The sequence below is a fragment of the Streptomyces sioyaensis genome (genome assembly GCF_004122735.1).
Classification (GTDB): Bacteria; Actinomycetota; Actinomycetes; order Streptomycetales; family Streptomycetaceae; genus Streptomyces; species Streptomyces sioyaensis.
Genome location: NZ_SDIF01000278.1, coordinates 1 through 1299, shown reverse-complemented (window position 1 = coordinate 1299; position 1299 = coordinate 1). Strand labels below are relative to the sequence as shown.

Sequence of the window (1299 nt, the reverse complement as noted above, 5' to 3'; positions counted from 1 at the left end):
CCCCAAGGCCCCCTCGGAGCGACCCGATGACCGCCACCGGAACAGGCACCGGCCCCGGCCCCGTCCCAGGCACCGGCATACGTCTGACGGCCCCCGCCCCCGGCTGGTCCATCGAGGCGGACGTCGTCGTCGTGGGCTCCGGGGTGGCCGGGCTGACCGCCGCGCTGCGCTGCGCCGCGGCCGGCCGCCGGACCGTCGTCGTCACCAAGGCCCGCCTGGACGACGGCTCCACCCGCTGGGCGCAGGGCGGCATCGCGGCGGCGCTCGGCGAGGGCGACACCCCCGAGCAGCATCTGGCCGACACCCTCGTGGCGGGCGCCGGGCTGTGTGACGAGGAAGCCGTCCGCACCCTGGTCACCGAGGGCCCGGACGCCGTCCACCGGCTCATCCGGAGCGGCGCCCGCTTCGACACCGCACCGGGCAGCGAGGAGATAGCGCTCACCCGCGAAGGCGGCCACCACCGCCGCCGTATCGCGCACGCCGGCGGCGACGCCACCGGGGCGGAGATCTCCCGCGCGCTCGTCGAGGCGGTCCGCGCCGCCGGACTGCGCACCGTCGAGAACGCCCTGGTCCTCGATCTGCTCACGGACGCCGCGGGCCACACGTCCGGGGTCACCCTGCACGTGATGGGGGAGGGCCAGCACGACGGCGTCGGGGCCGTGCACGCCCCGGCGGTGGTGCTCGCCACCGGCGGCATGGGGCAGGTCTTCTCCGCGACCACCAACCCGGCGGTCTCCACCGGCGACGGGGTGGCGCTGGCACTGCGCGCCGGCGCGGAGGTCTCCGACCTGGAATTCGTCCAGTTCCACCCCACCGTGCTGTATCTGGGCCCGGAAGCGGAGGGCCAGCAGCCGCTGATCTCCGAGGCCGTACGGGGCGAGGGCGCCCATCTCGTCGACGCCGCCGGGACCCGCTTCATGGTGGGGCAGCACGAACTCGCCGAGCTGGCGCCGCGCGACATCGTCGCCAAGGCGATCATGCGCCGGGCGCACGAGCAGGGCGTCGAGCACATGTATCTGGACGGCCGGCACTTCGGCGCGCAGATGTGGGAGAGGCGCTTCCCGACCATCCTCGCCGCCTGCCGCAGCCATGACATCGACCCGGTCACCGAGCCGATACCGGTCGCCCCGGCCGCGCACTACGCCTCCGGCGGCGTACGCACCGATCTGCGCGGGCGCACCACCGTCCCCGGCCTCTACGCCTGCGGCGAGGTCGCCTGCACCGGAGTCCACGGCGCCAACCGTCTCGCCTCCAACTCCCTCCTGGAGGGCCTGGTCTTCGCGGAGCGGATCGCCGCGG

At 75.3% G+C, this 1299-nt stretch carries 1 protein-coding gene; it reads left to right on the top strand.

Features of this window, described 5'->3' with window-relative positions; genetic code table 11:
* Positions 1-26: 26 nt before the first annotated feature.
* On the top strand, positions 27-1299 hold a 1273-nt coding region (locus EST54_RS33860), incomplete at its 3' end, for an L-aspartate oxidase (protein ID WP_129251480.1).